The sequence below is a fragment of the Dictyobacter formicarum genome (assembly GCF_016587435.1).
Genome location: NZ_BNJJ01000004.1, coordinates 1 through 19,327 on the forward strand (window position 1 = coordinate 1; position 19,327 = coordinate 19,327).

A 19,327-nucleotide genomic window follows, 5' to 3' on the forward strand; every position below is an offset into this window, starting at 1 on the left:
GCTTTGCTCCCGCCTGGTTCTGGGCGCTGTTGGGAGCTGGTGGTGAGTTTGTGGGTGGCCTGTTCTTTGCGCTGGGTCTATTGACACCTCTGGCTGCGATTGGCATCATTGCTAGCATGTTGATGGCAGTGATACGCTTTCACTGGTCAAATGGCTTATGGTCTACTCAAGGTGGTTACGAATATCCACTGGTCTTGATGTTTATGGGTCTGGTCGTAGCGCTGACGGGTCCGGGCGCCTATGCGATTGATACGCTGATAGGTTTTGCCCTGCCAACCCTGCTCTTCTGGCTTCTCTTGCTGGTGGCCATTGTGGTTGTCGTAATTGGTATGGTGAGCAGTAACAAACAGTCTGCTAAACAGGTCTCCAACCAAAGACCCGCCTGATAAGCACATCCGTTAGGGCTCAAAAGATAGTGGAGCCCATTCATTAATGCCACAAGTGCGTATAGCGCACTTGTGGCATTAATGAATAAAAAGCGGACGGGTGCGTATGCGCACCCGTCCGCAAAGCACTCTCTCTTAGCACAATTCTTTGGCGCGCACGCCAACCATCATCCCTTTTTTGAACATCCTATCGCGAGTTTCTTGTGGCTGCTGCATGCGTGTGGTGAGTACGACACGTTGCTGAGCAGCCTGACCCCGCTTCAGATCGCTAGCTGGCTCGATCTGCCTGAAGATCATCATACCCTTTTTGAACTGTACCATACGTTCACCTCTTAGCCTGACTATTTGTTTAACGATAGGTTTCTAACATAGACCCTTGACGGTTGAACCAACCATCATCCCTTTTTTAAACATGCGACCCTCGGACTGGCGGGTCTGCTGTACCCGCGTGGTGAGCACGACGCGCTGCTGAGCAGCGTGGCTGAATTTGAAGCCTGTTGTCTGCTCAACCTGATTGAAGACCATCATACCCTTCTTGAATTGGATCATATGTTCACCTCTTCTCACTTATGGTTTCGTGCCGATAGACACATCATTGCGCTAATGCTACGGCTAGCGAGGGCGGTCGTCACTCTAACGACGTCAGCGTTTTTGCTTTACTTGCTTCACTGTTCTACTTATCTATTCTGCATCGCCCCCGTAAAAACGGTAATTTTTCGAGCATTTCTATCACCTATTTCTTTCTTTACCAGCTTTTACGTATACCGGACGAGCATCTCAAATTGAGCACAAAACGCTATATTTTTGCACTATTTGTGCAAAAATTGCATGCATAAGTCGATCTATGCTATGGTTCTATCGCAGCATAGAGCGGCTATCAATGTACAATCATAATTGTGCGCCTGACAGCGGCAAACAATTTTTATGTTTGATGTCGAAACAACAAAAACTGGGAAACAATTACCTCAGACACCATTCAGGTCGTCACACGAGGCAAAGACACAAGAGAGATTGACGAAGCTGCCTATAGGTTTGGCCAACTACCGCCCGTTTGGTAGATGTCTTTACCACTCAGGTCTGCCAGACATCTTTCAGTAAAGAGGTATAAGTGATGGGATATCAAGACAGACACGGTGCGACGATTAAAAAGCATTGATGCCTTCATGCGGTCCCTCCGTCTCTTTCTATCTTGATACTTAAAAAAGTAGCAGAATCTTTTCTATCGATATTTTACAATTCAAAGATAGCATAAAGCAGGACCATTGTCAAGATAATTACGGACAAAAATTACAAATATTACACTTATGTAAAAAAATGTCTTCACATTCATTTGCATAAGCAACTTTACCTTTGCGGCCTTACAAAGGAAGACTAGGGTTAGGGATGGGGAGATGATCTTCCGAGGTTGGCAGGTTGGCGTTTGCGTGGCAGCTAGCATCTGATTCAGGCTGTATCACATGACATAGCGGCTAGCAAGGCATTCAGAGCTGAACATTGGCGGGCAGCATCACTGCTGTCAATCGGCTCAGACCATTTGAGGCCAAATTGATAATTGCCTGCTGGATTGTTTGTGACGATGGCCCTGGCATTGTTATGCATAAAGAGTTGATAGCTTGCCTTTGGCAGCACCGTATAGAGGGTAGCTAGATTACGCATAAAGATGCCTTTGAATTGTGGTCCGTCTGCTCCGCAGCCGCCATTCTCGCAGGGTTCTTGTAAGATGCCGTAGCGATCTATCAGTGTGCTGATGGTGGCATCGGCAATCTGTTCGGCCACATCGAGATAACCGCGGTCGTGGGTGATGTGATACAGTTCTGTCAGTCCGCCCAGGATTACACCTTGATTGTAGGTCCAGGTGACGCCGCCGTTGTTTTGACAGAATTTATTTAATCCATCGTTGATCAGGTGTTGATGATTGATTAAACCACTGCGCCAGAACCAGGTCCAGCCCTGGTAGGCGCGCTCGAAGTAGTAGGCGCGCTCTGCCTCATTCGTTACGCGCCGATGGAGTTGAGCGGCGACTGTAAAGAAGAGCTCGTTGGTGATGGCATTTTTGTAGGTGCGCTCTTTGGACCACCAGGTGCCGCCTCCACAGTAGTTATCCCAGCCACCTTCCATATCCGCGAAAATAGTACGGGCCATTTGTAAGTATGGTCGTTTACCCGTCAGATCATATGTCTTGATCCAGGCTAGCGCCCACCAGCCTTCGTCATCATAGAAGTTATTGATAAAGTTGCCGCCCTGATGTTTTTGAAAGATCTCACGTATAACATTGAAGTAGATGGGATTATTTGTGCGGCCCTGGTAATCAGAAAGTGCCCAGAGTATATTGGCGGCATTCCACCATCCTGTACTGTCCCAAAGGCACTGGTCAGGATTATACCATTGCTGGAGCGTGTTTAGTCCCCCCTCTACATAGGACTGGTAGTTATACATAGGTGTGCCTTCTTCCCTGTGATTCTCGCGTCATTCTGATATGTGATGGCCCTATCTTGTATTCACGCTCTAACTTCTGTCGCGTTTCAAGGCGCTGCATGAACTTGCGCTGGCCTTGAATTTTTCTTGTTATGTCGATAGCGGAGCTTTTTTGCTTGACACAGGAAAAAGGGAATGGTACACTCTTGCTATATCAATGCACTCAAAGGAGGTAAAGATGACAACTTTAAGCTTTACAATTACACCCTCCGCTCGTTCTGGGCGTGCGTTTCTGACCGTGGAGTCGGAGTTCGCCCGGAGGTAAGTGCATCTTATCGCTACCATCATTCACCCATTTCCCCTTGTGACGACGCGGAGACGGGGATGCTTTGCGCCTTGCGCCAGTATCGCTGTCACTATGTCGCACGTTCGCTAATTGATGGACCACTGCTGCACTTGCCACCTGTGGTTTTTTTATGAGCAGTAGACCACAGGTACAGCTTCCCAGGTGTGTGCCGTGGTTGCGCTGTGCCTGCGTTAACTTCCTTTCCCCGGCTTTGCATGCTAGCTATCTATGCGCTTGCGCTTTAAACCTGCGCCAGCCATAGCTGCTATGCCACACCAATCTGCTCCAGGTTACGCTATTCACCTACCTGATTGGGTATAGAGGTTCAACTATGCATGTTTTTCTTGGGCTCGCACGCTGTATGCGTGGTGTGATTGCCGCCGGATGTGACAACATTGCTGTGCGTTTGTTTTTGGTCAGGGAAAAGGAGTATGGATTATGGTAAAGAAGCTTTCAAAACAGTATTATCAGGATAATATAGACGTAGAAGATGATGATGAGGCACCGCCAGCGCGCTGGGAACCTATTCGCCGCCCCGAGGTGCATGTCAAGCAGACAAAGAAGACTAGCTATGAGAGTAACGCTGATGTGCAGCGCTGGCTGAAAGAGCAGGGGGTTGATGTTAATCAGCCTGCTGTCTTTAATCCTACTTTCCTCTCTTCTCAGCGTGATGCTCCCTGGATCTTGTCTTCGCTGACCCCTCTCTATGAGCAGAAGCTGATTCTGGATATTCTGCATGTGGTCAAGAGTGGTAAGGAGGCGACCGTCTTTTGCTGTGCGGCCCATCCCGACACTGGTCGCGCATACCTGGCGGTCAAAGTGTATCGTCCTCGTATGTTTCGTAGCCTGAAGAACGATGCGGATTATCGTAATAACCGTACCCAGCGCGATGAGCAGGGCCAGGTAGCCCATGGTGATAATCGGTTGCGCGGCGTGGCTCGTAAGACTGCGCGCGGTCAGGCTGCTCGCGTGCAGTCCTGGATCGAATATGAGTTTGAAACTCAGAACAGGCTTTTTCAAGCCGGGGTACACGTTCCACATCCGCTGGCGTATGTCGGTAATGCGGTCCTGATGGATTATATCGGGACTGAGGGGAACGCGGCTCCGCTTTTGCGTGATGTCAGGCTAAATGAGGATGAGGCACAACCGCTGTTTGATTGCTTGCTGGCGGACATTGAGTTGTGCCTGGCCAATGGTCGCATCCATGGTGATCTCTCGGAATATAATATCCTGTACTGGCAGGGGGCCGTAACAATTATTGACTTCGCCCAGGCTGTGGATACCATCCATGACGAGGTCTTCCCGATTTTTGCTCGCGATGTTGAGCGCGTATGCCAGTACTTTGCGCGCTATGGTCTTGAGCACGATGCCGAGCAGCTGGCAGCTGAAATCTGGACGCGACACATGGGTGGTCGTGTGGAGGATATTGTGCTGTAGCCTGGCAGGCTACAGCACAATATTTATCCTCTTGCGGATGGTCGCATCCGCAGCCAGCCCTTTTTTAGAGTGTTGTGAAACGCATGGTCTTACAACACTCTAAAAAATTGTATGTATTGGTGCATAAAAATGCGCATGTGCGCATTTTTATGCACCAATACATACAAAAAATTATGGTGTTTTGAACACATGCACAAAGTGCATGTGTTCAAAACACCATAAAAAAAGAGATTGGAGGCATCAGCGCCCCCAGGCTGGCCAGCCATGCCCTCATGGGCATAAAAATAACACGCGCTGCGCGCGTCTCTGAATAATTTTATTCAGAGACCGCCAGCGCAATCTCATTTTCTTCTTCTGTGTCGATGATACTTAACAGATTGAGGGAAGGAATCCAGAGTTCCGCGCTCTTCAGTTCATTGCGTGGATGGGTGTTTCCTACGGCAATGGCTGGTATATGGGCGGCGTGGGCCGCTTCAATCCCTGGCAGTGAATCTTCGATTACCAGGCACTCTTCTGGTTCGGCTCGCATTAGTTCTGCCGCTTTGAGATAGCTTTCGGGATGGGGCTTGCCTTGCTTGACGTCATTGCCCGAGATCAGCAAGCGCGGCAATGGTAATTGGGCGGCGCGTAGGCGTGCTCTGGCCAGGGTTGCCGGACCCGAGGTTACGATGGCCCATTGCTCAGGTGCCAATTGTGATAGTAGTTTTGCGGCCCCTGCCGTTGCCGTGACTCCATTGGTGTCCAGCGTTTGCATATCGTTCAGGTAGCGTGCTTCATTCTCGGCCGGTAATTTGGGTGCCACCTGGCGAATAGTATCAATGGTGCGGCGCCCATGGATAGTTTTCAGTACTTGCTGAGCATCTAATTGATGCCTCTGGGCCCATTCACCCCAGTGGCGTTCTACGTTGGCGATTGAGTCTACCAGGACCCCATCCAAATCAAATAGGAGTACGCGACAGATTAAAACTTTGCTGTAGTCTTTTTTCTTTGTCATAAGTAAAAGTACTTAGGAGATCCTTTCTATTGCCTCGGGTTGTTTTGTTATTGTTCTTTATGTCTATTGAATAAGTGAACGAGTGATGTCTTTCACTGTGGGACTTCCAACCAGGACCATGGCTGAGTGGAGCTCTTGTTGTAAGATCTCCAGTACGTGTTTTACTCCTTCGGAACCTTGAACTGCCAGTCCCCATAGGATTGGTCGCCCGATCATGACTGCTTGTGCTCCGAGTGCCAGCGCCTTCAGGACATCTGTCCCTCGCCTTATACCACCATCGAGATAGATTTCGCACTGACCCCTGACAGCCGCTGCAATTTCTGGCAGGGCTTCGATGGGAGCAATCGTCCCGTCTAACTGCCTCCCTCCGTGATTTGAGACGATAATGCCAGCTACCCTGTACTGCACTGCCAGCGTAGCGTCTTCAGCTGTTAAAATGCCTTTGAGTATGATTGGCAGACTTGTATGCGTGCGTAACCAGGCTATAATGTCCCAGGTGAGAGTATGGCCTGCGTAAATTGCACGCTCGCTGTCATTCAGGTTGCCCTCAACGGTATATGAGGCGTTGCCAGCAAATGCCCTGGGATAATACGTCCTTTGGAAGTTTCCCATGTTGTTGCGTCTATCGCGCTCGCGTCTTGACAGAAGCGGCGTATCTACGGTCAGGACAATAGCCTGGTAACCTGCTGCCTCGGCTCTTTTGATCTGTTGTTGTGCTTCGGGCAAGGTGTTGATATAGAGCTGATACCAGCGTAATCCCTGGCTGGCTCTGGCGATGTCCTCCATGCTAAATGTGGCATTACTGCTGACGATCATGCCACTGCCAGCTGCGTCGGCACCTCGTATGGTCGCACACTCGCCAGCGGCATGGGCCATACCATGTGCTGCCGTTGGTGCGATCAGGATGGGCATAGCAATCTCTGTTGTTAGTACGGATGTCGCGGTGTTGCAGTTGTTGACGTCAACCAGGACCCGAGGTCGCAGGCGTAGCCGGGCAAAGGCGGCACGATTCTCGTGCAGTGAGATTTCGTCGTCGCTGCCTCCCTGGTAATAATCCCACACAGGTCTGGCCAGGCGTCTCTGGGCGAGCACTTCATAATCATGCAGGTTGATTGGTTGCATCATACACTCCTATCATCTTGAACGTTCTGGCTACTGTATTATCTCTGCTTTTTTACCTGCAGGTATACATTAGCGTGGGGCCCAGAGATATGTCTGGATGCTGCAGCATTTCTGAAAACCAATGTTGGTATAGATGCTATAGCCGGTTGGCGACGCCTGTAATACACCAATATTGTATCCTAAAGCGCTTGCAACTGATAGAGGGGCTAAAGAAATAGTGCTGCCAATGCCACGACCTCGCGCTTCTGGTAGGGTCCCAACGGAAAATAGACCTGCGACGCCTGCGCCAAGAAAAATTGAGGAGGTGGCGACTGCCTTGCCGTTGAGGCGGCCAAGAAAACGTCGGTATGGCAGGTCTTTCCCCCAACCCAGGCATTGTTCAAATTTGATGTAATTGGGATCGATGTTGCTGGCGTCGCCGCCGAAGGCAATGGACGAGACATGTATCCATTCTTGTAGAGCTGTTGCGTTTTCCACCTCTTCAATACTGAAGCCGTCAATTGGTGGCAGGCTGGTTGGTAGCTGAGAGAGCTCTATCGTCATACCGTATTCTGCCCCATTGTACTGCAATCCGCTTTGCTTCAGATAATGGCCTAGATTGGCAGGTTGGGTGTCCGGAAAAATCCACCACAGCATCGGAACATGACGAGCTTTAAATGGGATCATGACTTCTTTTATGCGGGCCATGATCGTCTGTTCATCCATGTTTATGCCCATAACTACATTAAGAGATGGTTGCGGAATCCCTGTAGTGGCGGCAATGTGATCGATGCTTTGATAGGCCTGTGCACCAGGTATACAACTACAATACATAATAAATTCAATCAGGTTCTTTTCCATGGCTATAATGACGCCAGAATAATTGGTCTGTTGAAGGATATTACTGCTAATGCTCATTCAGTGATCCTTTAGACTGAATTCTTTCTATTACTAATATTCCTGTTCATCCTACCATGCTGTTTTCTATACAAGCAAGGGCTATACTGTATCCCTTTCTGAGACATACAGTGGCTGGCAGGTAGCACATAGCATTCCAGACCGGGTGTCAGGTCAGTAGATAGCCACCATCTACTGTGAGCAGACTTCCTGTCATATAGCTGGCGGCGTCACTGGCGAGGAAGAGGACTGCTCTGGCAATATCATCGGGCAAGCCTAAGCGGCCGAGTGGAATTTGTTGCAGGAAATCGCTGTCATTCATATCGGTGACGCCTGCTTTTGCCAGCGTTGCTGAGGAGACGGAAGAGGTGCCTGGTGTGATGATTTCTCCTGGCGCGATGGTGTTGACGTTGATGTTGTGAGGTGCTAATTCGAGGGCCAGTGTTTTGGTGAGGGCGATTATACCTCCTTTGGAGGCGTCATAGTGGCTTAAATACCGGGTTGGGGTCAGGCCATTGATCGAGGATATATTGATGATGCGGCCGCCACGTCCGGCTTTGATCATTTGTTGCGCTGCCTTCTGGGCGTAGAAGAATGCACCTTTCAGATTGATGTCCAGTACTTGATCCCATGCGGCTTCAGTCATTTCTAGTACGGATGAAAAAGGATAAATGCCGGCGTTGTTGACCAGGATATCCAGGCTGCCAGATGTTTCCACTGTTGTTTGGATGATGCCATCAATGCTATGTATCTCGCTGACATCGCCATAGATAGCTGTGGCCTGGCCGCCCTGGGTCTGGATTTCTCGTGCCGTCTCCTGGGCAGCCGCCGGATTGATGTCGACCAGTACAATGGTGGCCCCCGCTTCTGCGAGTCGCCGGGCACTGGCCTGTCCAATGCCGAGCGCGCCACCTGTGATCAGCGCAGTCTTTCCATGTAGATCAAACAGCCTGGCAATGCTTTGTTTTTCCACCGTGTTTTCCTTTTCTAGCGTGTGCAGGTTAGCCAGGAAGGACCATGCGCAACATGTTCTAGCATAGTGATTGTCTGTTGTAGTGTGCATGCGATTGTAGCTGCATGCACATTACAACCTCGGCAGATGCCAGGTGGCGAGGCAATCGCTTATTGGCATATATGCTATCTGGCTAAGCTTTTCCGAAATCTGACCGCCGATAGGTTGCTGTAAAATCAAAACTATGTCCTATTGCAATCAACCATTGATCTTGTTCCTGGACTATGATGAGATTCATCAAACCATTTCTGGCTGGTAATGATTGCTCGGCTGGCGTCTGGTGCCCGGTCGTAGTCCAATGAACATCCACTGAGGCGCTGGTTGGAGTAATCCAGGTTATGCGTACATCTTTGATGGAAAGGATGGCATGCTTCAGCGTTGTTGTAAAGGGATGTTGGTGCAGCTGTTCTATTTCAGCCCTGCCTCGCATCAACTGTCCTGAAACATCGGTAAATTCTCCGTCCTCGCGAAAGAGCTTTGCCAGATCCTTTTCATTATGACTATTCCATGCGTTTGCCAGTTTCTTAACAACTTGTTCGACAGCGGTTGTGTCGGTGGTAGCTTGATTTACCATAATGTGCCCTCCCATCAAGTGCGGACGTACTACGGTTGTTCAGAAAACATTTATTTATGTGCATGTAAAACAGTATACCCAATATTTATCGTCTGCACTAGCTGAAAAAGATAGGCTGTACACTCTTGAATATCTACATTAACATATGTTAATGTAGTAACACTTACGCATGCTATGAAGTCCAGGAACGCTTTTCTTCCATCGATCCTTGGGTCAGGAATATATAGCATCGGTAATATAAACATGATTTTCTTTTATAATGAATTTGTTGTATCTATTAATAAAGTGTTTCACCTTATATTATGGTGTATCGAATAACTCAGGAATAGTATACATATTTTTCCATAGAATGTGTTTTTCACGTTATGTGTACGAAGTTGTTCGTTATAGAATGTATAAGGGGTATGTCATCTTAGAGTAAATGTGTTGTTTCGTTCCAGCACTAGATACCTTTTTTGGGTATAAAATAGGAATTTGTCGATGGCCAATACTGTAATGCATGAAATCGCGTTTTCTTTTGATCAACCGGATTACGTTTTGAATCCTTTACTCAATCTCTTGCAGCAAAGGCTAAGACAGCCTCTAGCGACGAAAACATCAAGGGAGATAGTTGTTCGCAATGCGCTTACCGTTTTGATTATTGATGCATACCAGGAGCGCGCCCAGTATATCGGTGGCCTGTTGACCGCTGTTGGATATCGGCCTGTTATCGTGTCCAATGAGCTCGATGCGTTTACCTCGTTTTTGCGTGGTAGCTGTCTTCCACTGGCTATCGTGCTCGGGCAAGAAGATGGATCGAATCGCTTGTTTGTGAATCGTCTGTTGCAGCAGATGGCGCAGCGCTATGATTGGGAGCCATTGATGATCCGTTTGCAGGATTCGCGTTCTGCTGCCTTCGGTTCTTCCTTATCGGGCGAGTTCTCTCCTCCCTCTGCTTCACCTGGCGGCAAACCCTTGCAAGCTCGCACCCCTTATGCCAACACGACCAGACCTTTAAATAACCGCTCAGGCGAACAGAAAGAGAGCTATAGCCTGCCTGGTTGGCCAAATGTTAACGATATTCATTCCGCTGCTATTTCTCCTTTTAGCAGCGGCCCTTTGCCTAAAGGCTCGGCTTCTGCGCCAGCGCGTGGTTCTGTCTCACATGTCCCAACTCCTCCACCAGCGTCTCTTCCTGCTGTGGGTCCACAAAGTGATCAGGTTACTTCTCATTCCGGTGCTAAATTTCCTTCTATGCGTTCAGTATATACAGAGCCACCTATCTCCAGGGATCTGAAAAGTGAGCCTTATGCGAATAAGGCTGAGCAACTCAAGAAGGAAAAAGTGTATCTGGATGGGCAGAGTCTGGGGCGTTATCAGATTCGGACCCGTCTGGGCGGTAGCATGTATAGTGAGGTGTATCGTACCTATGATCGCTTGCGCGAGCAAGAGAGTGCGCTAAAAGCAATTCAGGTGGATATGGTACCGTTTTATGTAATGAAGGATTCTGTTGAGGAGGTTACTGTCTTTCAACAAGAGGCGGAGTTATTGGGTCCTCTGCAACATCCTCATATTTTGCCTGTGTTGAATTGCGGTAAGTCGTATATCAGTGGTACGAATTTTATTTATAAAAATATGCCTTTCTGTGCCGAAGGATCGCTGGCTAACTGGATACGTCGCTATGGAAGTGGGACTCCTTTTACATTGAAGGATGCTTTGCCTGTGATTCTTCAACTGGCCGATGCACTGCAGTTTGCCCACAATTATCAGGTGACCTACCAGAACTTTAAGCTGACGAATATTCTCGTCCTGAACCAGAATAAGCGTATGGCAAAATTGGAAGTGGCTCTGGCCGATTTTTCTGTAGTTCAGGATGGATCATATTTCTCAAAGCAGCCCGAGGGTTTTCCTTACATGGCTCCAGAACGTTGGGATGGAGCGGTCGGCCCGGCTTCAGATCAGTATGGCCTTGCCGCCATTACTTATGAGTTGTTGACCGGACGTCCTCCATTTCAGGGCAATGCTGAACATGTGATGAAGATTTTACATACCACAAAATTCCCACCACCCCCTTCTACATTGAATCCTAAATTGCCTGTTTCTGTAAATGCGGTGTTGGCAACTGCCCTGGCGAAAAAGCCCTCAGAGCGCTTTGGCTCGGTGGCCTTGTTCGCACAGACCCTGCAGCGTTGCTGATTTCCTGGCCGTGCCAGCTATCCTTAGTACTTTCACCATTCATCTAACAACAATAGAATGAATGGTGAAAGTGATTCTCTATGTAATGGATATGTTTTTGCTGCTATCATCAATTGTTATTTTTGTTACACTTACGCATAAATTTGTTGACATCAATGTTAGAGAGTATCTGACTCCCATCATACGCGCCTTCTTACAGCATGAGCTCCCATACTTTGAGAGCTCAAAAACGCTTTTATGTGTTGGCGCATCGAGTGCGCATGCACCCACCCGTGCGGGGGCGACCAGACTCCCAGGGCCCTGGGAGTCTAACATATTCTTAACAAAAAGAGCGGGTGTCCCTTTCGGGACACCCGCTCTTTTGATCAACTGCTTCATCGCATGAATCGTTGACCATACGTACGTACCTTGTGCAAATCAGGCATGTGCCAGTTCAGTCTGACCTGACAGCAACTTGTTAAGGGTATCACGTTTGATGCGATAAGCCTGGCGTTCGTTCACATGTGGGAGAATGATTGCCTCTAGCGCACCCTGTTTAACCCAGCGGCGAACGGTGGTGTCGTCTACCCTTAGAATATTTGCAACTTCAGATACAGTTAATAGCTCGCTCATGTGGTATGTCTCCTTTTCAAGTTTTCTACTATTTGAATACCGTTTCAAAACGGTGATTTATTCATTAGCAGAAAAAATATTAAAAAATATCTGCTAATGAATAAACTGTGTGGCATTTGTCTTTATATTGTATATCAAGTAATGACATTTGTAAAGGCCTATCTATGGAATTCAGAAAAATATATTGCTAAACGTCTTTATATCATTCGGTTTTTTATTACCATTATTCTGAACAATAACGGCGCTGATGGTGAAATTTCTTGTGTCCATCATTAGAATTAATAGTTTATGACCTCATATATATATACGTGTGAGTTGGGAAATAGGTGACGCGAATCACACAATCAAGCTATTCTGGCTCGGCGGCTACGAGCTATAAAAGCGAGACGAGGCTATGCTGAATGTGACAGTTGAGGAGATATTCTTTATAGAATTATGATGTAAAGCAAAATATTTTTATCGCGCTAGTATATAGAACATTATTTTTACCTTGAAGAAACCTTTTTTTGAGATTCTTTTGGATTTTTTGATTTGTTAGTGGGAATACTCCCACTATAGTACTATCCGGGTGATAAAATTCCTGGTTTTGCCTTTTTTTGCTGGCTAGAAGATGTTTGCAACGCGGCTAATTAAGACTGCTACGATCATAAATGAAATGAGCCCTTCTAACATCATCAGTATCTTGGCTCGGCGACTGAGCGGGGCGGTGTCGGTTGGACTGAATGCGGTGGCTCCCGTAAAGGCGACAAAGAGATAATCGAAGAAATGTGTCTCCCAGGAAGCTCCATTGACCTGTTGCGGAAACAGGAAATCGCTAGCCTGATGATTGTTCTCATGCCGTTTGCGTGGGCCTCCGCCATCAATATTCCAGTACCACACCGCGAAGACGAGCACGTTGCTGATCCACAGCAAAGTTGCTGAACGTAGCAGTATAAAACCGTTGCTGAACGTTGATATTTTTGTGATGAGCGCTACCATTTCGATGATAAGGGCCAGCGTTACCACCCCCATTGCCGTCAGGCTGAGTGGCCGCGCTATGCGATGGGGAATCGCACGTCCGGTGACCCAGTATTGCCACATAGGAATGAGCAGAATGATTTCTATGACCAGCAGTGACCATTCCGGTCCCACTCTGAGCGTGGGTGGTAGAAAGAAATAGCAGATTCCTATCACAAGCAAGCTGAGCGAAACAAGCAGTTTTGGCACCTGCCCGATCAATTGATGTTCTTCTGCTATATGTTTTTGCTTTATAGAGGACTCTAGCTCTGTCTTTTGTGGTTCCGTCATTTTTTGCTGATCATTTCTTTCTATTTTATTACTCTTGCTTGAGATATTATAATTGTGACATGCTTGAAACGCAATTATGGATTCCGTTCACGTGAGTTCAGTTTTGCTCGCATGATTGAAGGCCTGGTATACAGTCAGTTGAGCTATCTGTTTTTTTGAGAAAGTAGATTATTATAATTTATATGCAGCAGAATATAGATGAGCAGCAATTCTATGGTAAGCGGAGAAAGCGGACTACTATTCGTAGGGCCTACCTCCTGCAGCGTTGGGCTTTCCGGGTCTACCTTGGCATTATCGCGTTGTTGTTGCTGTGCATTCTGGTAGGAGTGATTGGGATCAAAACGTCGTGGGGAGCCTTTATCGTCGATGGTTCGGTGCCCTGGAAATGGATTTTGCCCTGCGTCCTGGTAGTGGGTTTTTCGTTTATTTTTACAGATACCTTTATCCAGAATCAGGAAGAGGCATGGTTTCGGTCTTATGGTACACAGATCATGGCTACGGTGGTGGCTTTTGATGAGGTGCATATCTGGCGCTGGCCACGCCGTTTCTTCTCCGGTGGTAGTGAATATCGACTCAAATTAGAGTGGACCTCTCCTCAAACTGGCAAAATTTATACTTTTTCTCGCCGTGTGCGCGATAGTAAGCTTCCTACCTCGGGCTCTCAAATTCCTGTGATTATTGATGCTGCCGATCCAACGTATTATTTACAAGAGGACTTTAAGCGCTCCTATTACTGATCGCCATCCGGGTGGTACCTTCTCTTCATTTAATGTTGTTTTAAGCAATCACTGCTAATCTGACCGTATATATCAATACAACTTATCTACGGCTTTCTATTGCTCTGTTTAGACAGCGTGCAATTGCTATACCTTTGCATTCTCAGCGCATGTTTTTTAGCGCCTTAGACGCTCAAAAAATGTTCTATATGTTGCAAAATGTGCTGCGCACATTTTGCAACATATAGAACAAAGCTCGGACGCGTCAGCGCCGCCTGCAAGCGAGGAACAAAGCCCTATGGGGAGTGGCCATCAGATACAATCTTATATCTTTTTTTGCGCAGTAAACATATCTTTTCGGATTAGGAGTAATATAAAATGTCTTTTGTTTCTTTTATGCAAGAAAACTACCATCTTTTTGTTGAGTTAAATGAGCATGCAGGTGTCGTTCCCTGGTTTGATACACTCATGATTTTTTGTGCTAATAATCTTATTTTCTGTTGGCCTATATTGATGCTGATGGCCTGGGGTCTACCCGCGAACTGGCGACGGCGCGCTTTGTCGCCTGCAAGTGAGGTTTTGATTCAGGAGCGTCGTTCTGCTGTACTCTGGACGGCGATTGCTTGCCTGGTTGCTTATGCGATCAACCTTACTGTTGAGCAGTTTATTAATGAGCCGCGCCCTTTTGTTAGCCATCATGTTCACTTGCTAGTTGCTCATGCGGCCGATGGCTCATTCCCTAGTGATCATACCGCCTGGTCCTTTGCAGTGGTTGGCATGCTGGCGCTCAGTTTGTTTTCCTGGCTGAAGCTTGCTCCGGCCAGCAATCTGACCGGCAAAGGACGAATTCTAGGGTTGACTCCTAAATTTTTTGCTGTTTTGTTGCTGGTTGCGCTGGCTATGGCATGTATCATTGGCATTGCTCGCGTTTTTGTCGGTGTGCATTATCCAGGAGATATTGTTGGTGGAGCGGTCAGCGGTCTGTGCGCGTCTGCCCTGGTTACTGCTTTGCGCCGCTGGTTGCATAATCCTACCGAGAGAGTGCTGTCGTTTGTCCAGCGTATACGCCTGGCATAATATAATTTCAGCCATGGACGACTCATCAGCGGGAGCAGTTGCACAGAGCATAGAAAAAGTGCAACTGCTCCGCTTTTTTTAATAGATTTTATGCATCGAGTGTTTTAACCATCGTATAATAGTGAGAGCCAGGTGGATAATCCTCGACGACACCTACAACAATATAGCCATGGCGCTCATAGAAAGTTCTGGCCTGGGAGGACGCTGCCCGTTTCCCTGCGATCTTTTTTTTGTTTCTGGCGTTATTTACTACAGGACCTTGCTTTGTGGCAGGTTCTTGTCGTGATGATCAGGTGTTATGTAGAAAGTTGAGAGTGAAGTAAGTCATGGCATACATAAAAGAAGCGTCTGTTTCCCGTTCTATTCTGGCTTTGCTGGGTATTGCACTGGCACTCTGTTTGTTTTCTAGCAGTAGCGCGGCTGCTTCGGTACCTAAAGCGACTCTGGTCTCCCATTTTTTCCCTTCTGGTGTTCGTGCTACTTCTGATTCGACAGCAGATTGTTGGGAAACGTCGCTGGCCGCTCCGCGTCAGGACTCCTGGCGTTGTACTGTGGGGAATATTATTTACGATCCTTGCTTTAGCCTGGCCAGCCAGCCGAATTCCGTAATCTGCGATGCCAGTCCCGCTACGGATACACGTGGCTTGAAATTTAGCCTGGCCGGGAGTTTGCCGTTGACTACGGTGACCTCTGTTGATACTCAGCCCTGGGTGTTGCAACTGTCGGGTGGCGTGTACTGTACATTTGCGACTGGCGCTACCGGGCTGGTTGATGATGAGCGTGTTGATTATGGCTGTACTAATAATACCGTTATTGCTGGCTTACCCAAACAAGGAACCATCTGGACCGCCAAAGTGGTCCCGCTGGGGCAGACCCATACGATTGTGACGACCGTCATTCACGCCTGGTTCTGATTGACAGCTCTGCTATTTATCTTGAATATGTTTCCATTATCTGAGAAGCACGCCGAAAGCTTTTATCGTGTGCTTCTCGATTGTTGTTATCATGTGCGAAAAAACAAGGAGCCCGTAGATGCGCCCCTTGCGGGCGCTTCCTCCCTTCCCGCTCAGGAAAGCGGCAAGATAGGCATTACGCCTGGTTGGCTGCCAGCGTGTCCATAATGGTATTGATGAAGTGGCGGGCCGGTTGCGCTATGTGGCGGAAGCGAGGATAGACCAGGGCGAAAACAAATTCTTCGGTGATATCCTCAATGGGTAACAGGACGACCTCGCGATCGATCTCCGATGGATAGAGCAGCGCAGGCAGCATAAAGGTGATGCCTCTTCCTTGCCTGACCAGCTCTTTCAGGCCTGCCAGGGATTCGATTTCTACGACTGGTTGAATATTTATGTGCTGGGCCGCGAAGGCGCGTTCAACGGCGCGCCGTAAGCGCGAGGTCTCTCCCAGTAAAAATAGTGGTTCTTGTAGGATCTGGGCTAGCGTGACGGGGCTCGTTTTGTGTTGCGCCAGGGGATGATCCGCCGCGACCATGATTTGCAGCGGCTGGCGAAAGAGTTCTTTGACGACTACTACTTCGGGATGTACGTTGGGATTAAAGATGAGCCCGAGGTCTAGCTCGCCGTGTTCGATGAGCTTGAGCAGTTCATCGGTGCGGCTGACGCGTACTTTGAGCTGGATGTTGGGATAGCGCTGGTGGAAGATGGGGAAGATTGTGGGCAGGAAGACGGTGGTGAGGGGCTCTATGCTGCCAATGTGAATGGTGCCATGCTCCCCGTCCTGCAGGCGTGCCATGGCTTGCTGCCCCTGCTGCAAATGATCCAGGGCATCGCGTACATACGTGGCGAATTCTTGTCCAGCTGGTGTGAGAACCACGCGTTGTTTCACCCGGCGGAAGAGTTCTATCCCCAGTTCGGCTTCCAGCGCGGCGATCTGACGACTCAAAGCCGGCTGCGCTACCAGGCAAATGTCGGCTGCTTTGCGAAAATTCTGGGTTTGCGCAGCTGTTAGAAAATAGGTGAGCTGACGTAGTTCCATCTTTTACCTTTCATACTGATAACTTACAGGCATCAACCTTAGCTATAATAAGTATTAGACATATCAATTTTATGTTATTATACTTCATGTAATAATGCCAGGCTATAAAAAGCATTTGGTGAATTACAGCGCATAATTCTGTGCGCTTGCTGTGGTCCCTGTTGTTGCCAGGGGACATTGGTACTCAGGAGAAGAGGTGCATATGGTAGCTGACAAGCAAGCAGTGGATGGTAATAAACGGCATCCACAAACTCTGTTTGACAAAATCTGGAAAGCCCATGTGGTTAAGGATCAACCTGGTGAGGCCACCCTTATCTATATCGATCGTCACCTTGTGCATGAGGTGACCTCTCCCCAGGCTTTTGCTGGCCTGCGTGCCGCTGGATTGCCGGTGCGACGTCCGGATGCTACGGTGGCGGTGCTGGACCATAATATTCCGACCAGTCAGGGTCGCCGTAAGTTGGATATTGTTGATACGGCGATTTCTACCACTATTACTACTCTGGAACAGAATACGCGTGACTTTGGTCTGACGTTATTTGATATGCAGGATACACGCCAGGGTATTGTGCATATTATTGGCCCTGAGCTGGGTATTACGCTGCCAGGCATGACGATTGTGTGTGGCGATTCCCATACTTCGACCCATGGGGCCTTTGGCGCTCTGGCATTTGGCATCGGTACCAGTGAGGTTGAACATGTGCTGGCCACGCAGTGTCTCTGGCAGGAAAAGCCGAAGACGATGAATATTCGCGTTGAGGGCGAGCTTTCGGACGGCGTGACGGCGAAGGATCTGGCGCTGGCGATTATCGGTAAGCTGGGAACGGGCGTGGGGACCGGTTATGTGATCGAGTTTAGCGGCTCGGCCATTCGCGCTTTGTCGATGGAAGGTCGCATGACGCTCTGTAATATGGCCATTGAGGCGGGCGCGCGCATGGGTATGGTGGCCCCCGATGATACGACCTTTGAATATATTAAAGGCCGCCCCTATGCCCCGCAGGGCGAGCTGTTCGAGCAGGCCGTTGCTGCCTGGCGCCAGTTGGCGAGCGATCCCGGCGCGCAGTATGACGCGGTCCATGAGGTTAATGTGGATGGTCTGGGACCCCAGGTGACGTGGGGCATTAATCCCGGTATGGTTCTTGATGTCACTGGCAGCGTGCCTGATCCTGCGGCACAGACTGATCCTCAGGTGCGTGAGAGCTATGAGCGAGCTTTGCAGTATATGGGTCTGAACGCCGGTCAAAAGGTGACTGATATTCAGGTGGATACGGTGTTTATTGGCTCCTGTACCAATTCGCGTTTGGATGATCTGCGCATGGCTGCTCAGTATGTCAAGGGTAAGCATGTGGCCCCCAATGTGCGTGCGCTGGTGGTTCCTGGCTCAACAAATGTACGCCGTATCGCTGAGGAAGAAGGGCTGGCCGATATTTTCCGTGAGGCTGGCTTTGAGTGGCGCGAGGCAGGCTGTAGCATGTGTATCGCTATGAACGGGGATCGCTTGAGCGAGGGTGAGCGTTGCGCTTCAACTAGTAATCGTAACTTTGAGGGACGCCAGGGACGTGGTGGCCGTACCCACCTGGTCAGTCCAGCCATGGCTGCTGCCGCTGCTGTAGCTGGTCATTTTGTTGATATCCGCGCCTGGGAGTGAAGAGGAGCTAAAAAGACATATGCAACCATTTACCACGCATACCGGGCTGGTTCTGCCCTTGAATCGCGTTAATGTCAATACTGATGAGATTTTGCCTGCGCGCTTCCTGAAGACGGTGAAGCGTACTGGTCTCGGCGAGGCTCTGTTTGCTAACTGGCGCTATGTAGATGAGCAGCAGACTCCTAATCCTGATTTTGTTTTGAATGCGCCGCGCTATCAGGGCGCCAGTATCCTGGTGGCCGGCGACAACTTTGGCTGTGGCTCATCGCGTGAGCATGCTCCCTGGGCTCTGGCCGAGTATGGCTTCCGCACCATTATCGCTCCTAGTTTCGCCGATATCTTCTATAATAACTGTTTCAGTAATAGTATCCTGCCGATCACGGTTCCTGAAGCTGTGGCCAATGCATTGATGGCGGAGGTCGAGTCCAATCCCGGCTATACGCTGTCCATTGACCTGGCCGCGCAGACTGTGACACGTCCCAACCAGGAGGTGATCCACTTCGAGATTGACGCCTTCAGGAAAGAGCGCCTGTTGAAGGGGCTGGACATGGTCGGCTGGACCTTGCAGATGAGCAATGATATTGCCAGCTATGAGCAGCGACGTCGGCAAGAGGTACCCTGGTATTTTTCCGATTCGCTGATTGCTCACTAACTG

The 19,327-nt window shown here is 48.8% G+C and carries 19 protein-coding genes; 8 read left to right on the forward strand and 11 right to left on the reverse strand.

Annotated elements, in window-relative coordinates; translation table 11 throughout:
- Positions 1–386: DoxX family protein (locus tag JMI88_RS07530; protein ID WP_201361196.1), on the forward strand; the 386-nt coding region annotated here is incomplete at its 5' end.
- Between the two features lie 135 nt (positions 387–521).
- Here the strand turns inward: JMI88_RS07530 and JMI88_RS07535 are convergent.
- From JMI88_RS07535 to JMI88_RS07545, 3 genes are all read right to left on the reverse strand, one after another.
- Positions 522–707: a hypothetical protein gene (locus JMI88_RS07535; RefSeq protein WP_201361197.1), complete on the reverse strand. Its 186-nt coding sequence runs from the start codon at positions 705–707 to the stop codon at positions 522–524.
- A 42-nt stretch (positions 708–749) separates the two neighbouring features.
- Positions 750–935, reverse strand: coding sequence for a hypothetical protein (locus JMI88_RS07540; protein WP_201361198.1), 186 nt, complete (start codon positions 933–935; stop codon positions 750–752).
- Between the two features lie 894 nt (positions 936–1,829).
- Positions 1,830–2,822, reverse strand: a complete 993-nt coding sequence (locus tag JMI88_RS07545; RefSeq protein ID WP_201361199.1) for a glycoside hydrolase family 76 protein — start codon at positions 2,820–2,822, stop codon at positions 1,830–1,832.
- 763 nt (positions 2,823–3,585) lie between these two features.
- Here JMI88_RS07545 and JMI88_RS07550 point away from each other — a divergent pair.
- A complete protein-coding gene (locus JMI88_RS07550; RefSeq protein WP_201361200.1) occupies positions 3,586–4,584 on the forward strand; it encodes an RIO1 family regulatory kinase/ATPase domain-containing protein in 999 nt (332 codons plus the stop codon).
- A 316-nt stretch (positions 4,585–4,900) separates the two neighbouring features.
- Here JMI88_RS07550 and JMI88_RS07555 read toward each other — a convergent pair whose 3' ends face one another.
- From JMI88_RS07555 to JMI88_RS07575, 5 genes are all read right to left on the reverse strand, one after another.
- Positions 4,901–5,578 carry an HAD-IA family hydrolase gene (locus tag JMI88_RS07555; RefSeq protein ID WP_201361201.1) on the reverse strand — a complete coding sequence of 226 codons (678 nt, stop codon included), beginning with the start codon at positions 5,576–5,578 and terminating at the stop codon, positions 4,901–4,903.
- Positions 5,579–5,641: 63 nt separating this feature from the next.
- Positions 5,642–6,703 carry an alpha-hydroxy acid oxidase gene (locus JMI88_RS07560; RefSeq protein WP_236022854.1) on the reverse strand — a complete coding sequence of 354 codons (1,062 nt, stop codon included), beginning with the start codon at positions 6,701–6,703 and terminating at the stop codon, positions 5,642–5,644.
- Positions 6,704–6,769: 66 nt separating this feature from the next.
- Positions 6,770–7,597 (reverse strand): GNAT family N-acetyltransferase, encoded by an 828-nt coding sequence (locus JMI88_RS07565; RefSeq protein WP_201361202.1) that lies wholly within the window; start codon positions 7,595–7,597, stop codon positions 6,770–6,772.
- A gap of 148 nt (positions 7,598–7,745) precedes the next feature.
- Positions 7,746–8,549 (reverse strand): SDR family NAD(P)-dependent oxidoreductase, encoded by an 804-nt coding sequence (locus tag JMI88_RS07570; RefSeq protein WP_201361203.1) that lies wholly within the window; start codon positions 8,547–8,549, stop codon positions 7,746–7,748.
- Positions 8,550–8,721: 172 nt separating this feature from the next.
- Positions 8,722–9,162, reverse strand: a complete 441-nt coding sequence (locus tag JMI88_RS07575; protein ID WP_201361204.1) for an SgcJ/EcaC family oxidoreductase — start codon at positions 9,160–9,162, stop codon at positions 8,722–8,724.
- A 480-nt stretch (positions 9,163–9,642) separates the two neighbouring features.
- Here JMI88_RS07575 and JMI88_RS07580 point away from each other — a divergent pair, with 480 nt between their 5' ends.
- Complete coding sequence (locus JMI88_RS07580; protein WP_201361205.1) at positions 9,643–11,337, forward strand: serine/threonine protein kinase; 1,695 nt, start codon at positions 9,643–9,645, stop codon at positions 11,335–11,337.
- 417 nt (positions 11,338–11,754) lie between these two features.
- Here the strand turns inward: JMI88_RS07580 and JMI88_RS07585 are convergent, their stop codons facing one another.
- Positions 11,755–11,949: a helix-turn-helix domain-containing protein gene (locus JMI88_RS07585; protein ID WP_201361206.1), complete on the reverse strand. Its 195-nt coding sequence runs from the start codon at positions 11,947–11,949 to the stop codon at positions 11,755–11,757.
- A gap of 603 nt (positions 11,950–12,552) precedes the next feature.
- Positions 12,553–13,236: a DUF1345 domain-containing protein gene (locus JMI88_RS07590; protein WP_201361207.1), complete on the reverse strand. Its 684-nt coding sequence runs from the start codon at positions 13,234–13,236 to the stop codon at positions 12,553–12,555.
- Positions 13,237–13,418: 182 nt separating this feature from the next.
- On the opposite strand from JMI88_RS07590, the gene JMI88_RS07595 reads away from it, so the two are divergent.
- From JMI88_RS07595 to JMI88_RS07605, 3 genes are all read left to right on the forward strand, one after another.
- Complete coding sequence (locus JMI88_RS07595; RefSeq protein WP_201361208.1) at positions 13,419–13,973, forward strand: hypothetical protein; 555 nt, start codon at positions 13,419–13,421, stop codon at positions 13,971–13,973.
- A gap of 357 nt (positions 13,974–14,330) precedes the next feature.
- Positions 14,331–15,029, forward strand: a complete 699-nt coding sequence (locus JMI88_RS07600) for a phosphatase PAP2 family protein (RefSeq protein ID WP_201361209.1) — start codon at positions 14,331–14,333, stop codon at positions 15,027–15,029.
- 326 nt (positions 15,030–15,355) lie between these two features.
- On the forward strand, positions 15,356–15,943 hold the full coding sequence (locus tag JMI88_RS07605; protein WP_201361210.1) for a hypothetical protein: 588 nt from the start codon (positions 15,356–15,358) through the stop codon (positions 15,941–15,943).
- 175 nt (positions 15,944–16,118) lie between these two features.
- Here the strand turns inward: JMI88_RS07605 and JMI88_RS07610 are convergent, their stop codons facing one another.
- Positions 16,119–17,024, reverse strand: coding sequence for a LysR family transcriptional regulator (locus JMI88_RS07610; RefSeq protein WP_201361211.1), 906 nt, complete (start codon positions 17,022–17,024; stop codon positions 16,119–16,121).
- Between the two features lie 202 nt (positions 17,025–17,226).
- Between JMI88_RS07610 and leuC the strand changes: the two genes are divergently transcribed.
- Positions 17,227–18,672, forward strand: coding sequence for a 3-isopropylmalate dehydratase large subunit (leuC, locus tag JMI88_RS07615; protein WP_201361212.1), 1,446 nt, complete (start codon positions 17,227–17,229; stop codon positions 18,670–18,672).
- Positions 18,673–18,691: 19 nt separating this feature from the next.
- Complete coding sequence (gene leuD, locus JMI88_RS07620) at positions 18,692–19,324, forward strand: 3-isopropylmalate dehydratase small subunit (protein WP_201361213.1); 633 nt, start codon at positions 18,692–18,694, stop codon at positions 19,322–19,324.
- Positions 19,325–19,327 lie beyond the last annotated feature (3 nt).